At 60.8% G+C, this 4,539-nt stretch carries 5 protein-coding genes; 2 read left to right on the top strand and 3 right to left on the bottom strand.

Translation table 11 applies throughout. The features are described 5' to 3' along the window. Window positions 1–1,177 (bottom strand): efflux RND transporter periplasmic adaptor subunit (locus tag WCA85_RS35575; protein ID WP_424070537.1); only part of this gene is annotated, 1,177 nt, incomplete at its 3' end. 708 nt (window positions 1,178–1,885) lie between these two features. On the opposite strand from WCA85_RS35575, the gene WCA85_RS35570 reads away from it, so the two are divergent. Beyond that, a complete protein-coding gene (locus WCA85_RS35570) occupies window positions 1,886–2,119 on the top strand; it encodes a hypothetical protein (protein ID WP_424070535.1) in 234 nt (77 codons plus the stop codon). 2 nt (window positions 2,120–2,121) lie between these two features. On the opposite strand, the gene WCA85_RS35565 is transcribed toward WCA85_RS35570, so the two are convergent. Beyond that, complete coding sequence (locus WCA85_RS35565) at window positions 2,122–3,099, bottom strand: NAD(P)H-dependent flavin oxidoreductase (protein WP_424070533.1); 978 nt, start codon at window positions 3,097–3,099, stop codon at window positions 2,122–2,124. A gap of 229 nt (window positions 3,100–3,328) precedes the next feature. Between WCA85_RS35565 and WCA85_RS35560 the strand changes: the two genes are divergently transcribed. Continuing rightward, window positions 3,329–4,165, top strand: coding sequence for an enoyl-CoA hydratase/isomerase family protein (locus WCA85_RS35560; protein WP_424070531.1), 837 nt, complete (start codon window positions 3,329–3,331; stop codon window positions 4,163–4,165). 210 nt (window positions 4,166–4,375) lie between these two features. Here the strand turns inward: WCA85_RS35560 and WCA85_RS35555 are convergent. After that, window positions 4,376–4,539: 4Fe-4S dicluster domain-containing protein (locus WCA85_RS35555; protein ID WP_424064725.1), on the bottom strand; the 164-nt coding region annotated here is incomplete at its 5' end.

The following is a 4,539-nucleotide window of genomic DNA, read 5'->3' as shown; positions in this document are numbered from 1 at the left end:
CTGCCGTTCCACTCGCAATAGCCGCGATGTTCACGCTCGCAGGCGGTGTCGGCACCACGTTCGCCGTGACGGGCGCACCGGGCGCAAGCCGCAACGAGTTGTCGATCACGACGCGATCGCCAACTTGCAGGCCGGAATTGACGACCCAGTCGTTGCCGGTCCATTCCCCTGCTTCGATCGCGCGTTGCTGGGCTTTGCCGTCCTTGTCGACGGTCCACACATATTCGCCGCGTGGCCCCTGCATGATGGCGCCTTGGGGCACCGCAACCGCCGCGGTACGCTCGGCGCCAAGCAGTTTGATCCGTACAAACTGTCCGGGACGCAATGCGCCATCAGGGTTGCCCACAGCGGCCCGAATCAGGTACGTGCCGGTTTCGGAACTCAGGGATGCATCCCTGAACGCGATGTGACCGCGCTGCGGATAAATGCTTCCGTCTGCGAGCACGATAACCGCTTCGAGGCCGCCAAGCGGCGGCAGCTTGAGCGTGCCTTTCGCGGTCTGCGCACGCAGTTGCAGCATCTCATTCTCAGACAGCGAAAAGTTGATCCACATTGGATCGAGTTTTGCGACGTAGGTCAGCAGACTATTGGACGAATCGATATACGAACCATTTTGCTTCTTCGCGAAGCTCGACAGCCCGGTGACCGGCGCAGTGATGGTCGTGTAGCCGAGATTCAGGCTCGCGCTCGTGACGTTCGCGCGGGCCTGATCAAGCGCGGCGGCGGCTGCCTGTTGCTGACCGACCGAATCGTCGAGGTCCTTCTGGCTTAAGGCATTCTTTGCGGCGAGCGGACGTACCCTGTTGAGATTGGCCTGAGCGGTTTCGAGCCTGGCTTTCTGTTGCGCGTACTCAGCCTGCGCAGCGTCGAGCGCGGCCTGGAATGGCTTGCGATCCATCAGGAACATGACGTCGCCTTGGTGGACCATCGAGCCTTCCTCATACACGCGCTTCTCGAGAAAGCCGCTCACGCGTGCACGGATTTCGACCTGCTGCGAGCTCTCGGTCTGGCCAACGTAGTCAAACGGCACCGGAACATCGCGCAACGCCACCTCGATGACGTCGACCTTCACGGGTGGTCGCGCGGCCGCTGGCGCCTCCTGGTCATGGCACCCGCCCAGGGTCGCGACTGCTGTCATTACGAGGCAAGCGGCAAAGACGTACGCGCGTCGTGTCATCTTGATCTCCGTCGGCAAATCTCCGCAGCCTTGCGGCGCGGGCGTCGAGAAGCAATCGCGTTGGACCGCGGAGACATTCTGCTCCAGGGTTCGCGTGGAACGATCCAGGTGATCCAGGTATACGTTGCCGCGTCGTGCTTGGGCACGCATGTGCCCGCTTTCGATGCAAGGGGTGCCCGTGGACCACTTCCCCTGCGCTCATGTCAACCAGGTTGACGCAACGATTCCCGTGTAATCCCTGGCGATTGACGGCGACTAGTCACGCGCGAGAACGCCGTTGAAGCCACCGCAATTCATTATGCGGACCGCATGGTCATGGTAATAGACAGCACGAAAGTGCAACTGGATAGGGCCGCCAACGAGGGGGTTCCGACGTATTGCTTGGTCGATGCATACATGCTCCTTGTTCTTCTAGCTGTATGTCAATCTGATGTCCCGCAACGCTAAGGACAGTGGCGATTTGCCGGGGATTGCTTTCCTGCCTGTACGCGCTGGCAGTGTAGCATCGCTAATCAAAAAGACAACATTTCGCAGGATGCCTACGTTGCTGCATTGCAAGCCCGCTCTGCGTTTGGCGGTTGACCACGACGGCGGCCCTGTTGTTCAATCGGGTGTGGATTATCGTACGACGAGCCCGGCTGGCCAGGCGAAGCGTGCGGAGCCTGAACCACTCCGAGAAACCAACCACCCGAAACAGAGGAGTCTGGAATGGCACAAAAACAATGGGGGGAGCCCCTCACAGCCGAACGTAGAAAGCTTATCCGCAGCAAGATCCACGTCTTGCTCGCAGCGATCGGGACGCTGGCTGCGGTGGTTGGGATCGCCGTTACGATTGATGGCGGCCTTGAATTTAACAAGGCGAAGGTATTGGTCGGAGCCTGCATCATTGTTGTATCGACCATCCTTTATATCTCGATGCTCTTTGTCGCCGCGAACGATTAGTCCTACTCGCCCCGATAGGTGCTCAATGCCACTTCAAGACTCGCGCGGCATTCGGCCACCATGCGCGAAACCACTTCGGCGCAGCCAGGGACATCGTCGATCAGGCCGATCACCTGGCTCGCGCAGATCAGACCACTGTCGATCTCGCCAGCCGCGAGCGCTGCGTTACCGCGGTTGCCGGACAGCAGATGCTTCAAATCTTCATAAGTGGCACCACCGGGCCGCCGCTCCAGTTCGACAATCTCTTCAGAGACCGCGTTCGCGTAGAAGCGCGCGGTACGCTTGAGGGTGCGCTTGATCAGTGTGGTGTCGAGCTCACTCGCAGCCACCAGCGTCCGTTTGACGTTTTCGTGAATCGCACTCTCCCGGGTCATCATGAACCGGGTGCCCATATTCACGCCGTCGGCGCCGAGTGTCAGCGCGGCGGCCATGCTCCTGCCATCGGCAATGCCACCTGATGCGAGGATCGGAATCCTGATTGCCCGCCGGGCCGCCGGAATCAGGATCATCGCCGGCACATCGTCCTCGCCAGGGTGGCCCGCCGCCTCGAATGCGTCGATGGAGATCACATCCACCCCAGCCCGTTCGGCCGAGCATGCATGACGCACCGACGTGCACTTGTGGATGATCTTGATCCCATGTGCCTTGAGCCGGTCGATCACCAGATGTGGCTTGTTTCCCGCCGTTTCCACCACTTTCACGCCGCTCTCGACGATCGCGTCGAGCCATCCGTCATAAGAGACATCATGAGCCATCAGTGACAGCGTGAGGTTGATGCCGAACGGTTTGTCGGTCAGCTCGCGCGTACGATGAACCTCTTTCAGCAAGTCCTCCGGCGTCTGCAGTGTGCGTGCAGTCACCATGCCGAAGGCGCCCGCGTTGGAAACGGCTGCGGCCAGTTCCGCGCGCCCCACCCACTGCATTCCGCCTTCGACGATTGGATACTGGACACCCAGTAGTTCGGTAATTCTGGTTTTCATGCTTTGTCTCCGCGCGACGAAAGTAGCTGCCGACACTAGTAGACCCGATGTGCGCAAGACATCCGCCACCCCGGACGGGGGGCCGTCAGTGCACGGCCAGTGCGGCCGCCCGATTTGGGGGGCGTACCGGCGTCGGCCGGCATAAGACAATCTCCGCACTACGCCACACCTGCACCCCGTAGCGCAATTTCCGTCCTCACGGGGCCGCCACTAAGCTGAGGATCCTGCCATGCCGCAAGAAGTGATCGCCCTTCGACACGCCGAGCTTTCCATCACGGACGGTATCGCCGAGTTCACTCATCAACGCCCCGAACATCGAAACGCGCTTTCCACCGAGTTGCGTCAGGACTATGTCGACATGCTCGAGCGCGTGGAGAGCGACCGCAGTATTAGCGCGCTCATCATTACCGGATCGGGCGGTTCATTCTGCGCCGGCGGCGACCTCAAGGCGATCAGGGAACGACGTTCCAACCCCGATCCCGCGAGCAACCCCGCGCTTGCCATGCGCGATAACCTGCTGGGCGCCCACGCGTGGCTGTCGCGGCTGCGCAATCTCGAAGTACCCGTTATCGCCGCCGTGGACGGGCCGGCCTATGGTGCAGGCGCGTCGCTGGCCTTGGCTGCTGACTTCGTGATGATCTCGCGCAAGGCCAGTTTCTGCATGTCGTTTCACAAGATCGGCATGATTCCCGACATGGGGGCGCTCTACATCGTCCCCAGACTGGTCGGGATGGCAGTGGCAAAAGATCTGTTCCTGAGCGCGAGGCGTGTGGGGGCTGACGAGGCAAAGCAGATTGGCCTCGTGCATTCCGTCGTCGAGACCGACGCGTTGCTCACAAACGCACGGCGCTTTGCACGGCGCTTCAGGAATGGTCCGCGCGGTGCATTCGGGGCCAGCAAGCGCTTGCTGAACATGAGCTTTGAAACGTCTTACGCGGCGCTCGCGCAACTCGAAGCCAACGCGCAGGCGGTAGAAACATGCGCCCCCTATCACGCGGACGCAATTGCACGCTTCCTGCGTGGTGAACCGGCTGCGTATGACTGGGATCGCGATGTCGATGCGTAATTGACTTCGTAGCGCGGACCGTGCGTGCGCAGCGGCGGATCGGCTATATCAGGACGAGAACGTCTGGCGGCATTCGTCCACGACCAACTAGCCCAGCGTGTGCGCCCGACTGGAGGCGTTGGTGGAGCGTTGAGATGTGTACGGGATAAAAAAAAGCGCCGCACGAAGCGACGCTCTTTGCATCATGAGACGCGACGTACAGCTATGCCGTCACATGTTCGGATAGTTCGGCCCACCGCCACCTTCAGGCGTGACCCACACGATGTTCTGCGTCGGGTCCTTGATGTCACACGTCTTGCAGTGCACGCAGTTCTGCGCGTTGATCACCAGACGCTCGCTGCCATCGTCGTTCTTCACGAACTCATAGACAGCCG

Source organism: Paraburkholderia sp., from assembly GCF_049581445.1.
Taxonomy (GTDB): Bacteria; Pseudomonadota; Gammaproteobacteria; order Burkholderiales; family Burkholderiaceae; genus Paraburkholderia.
Note: the sequence above shows the minus strand (reverse complement) of the source record. Positions and strands in the feature narration are given on the sequence as shown.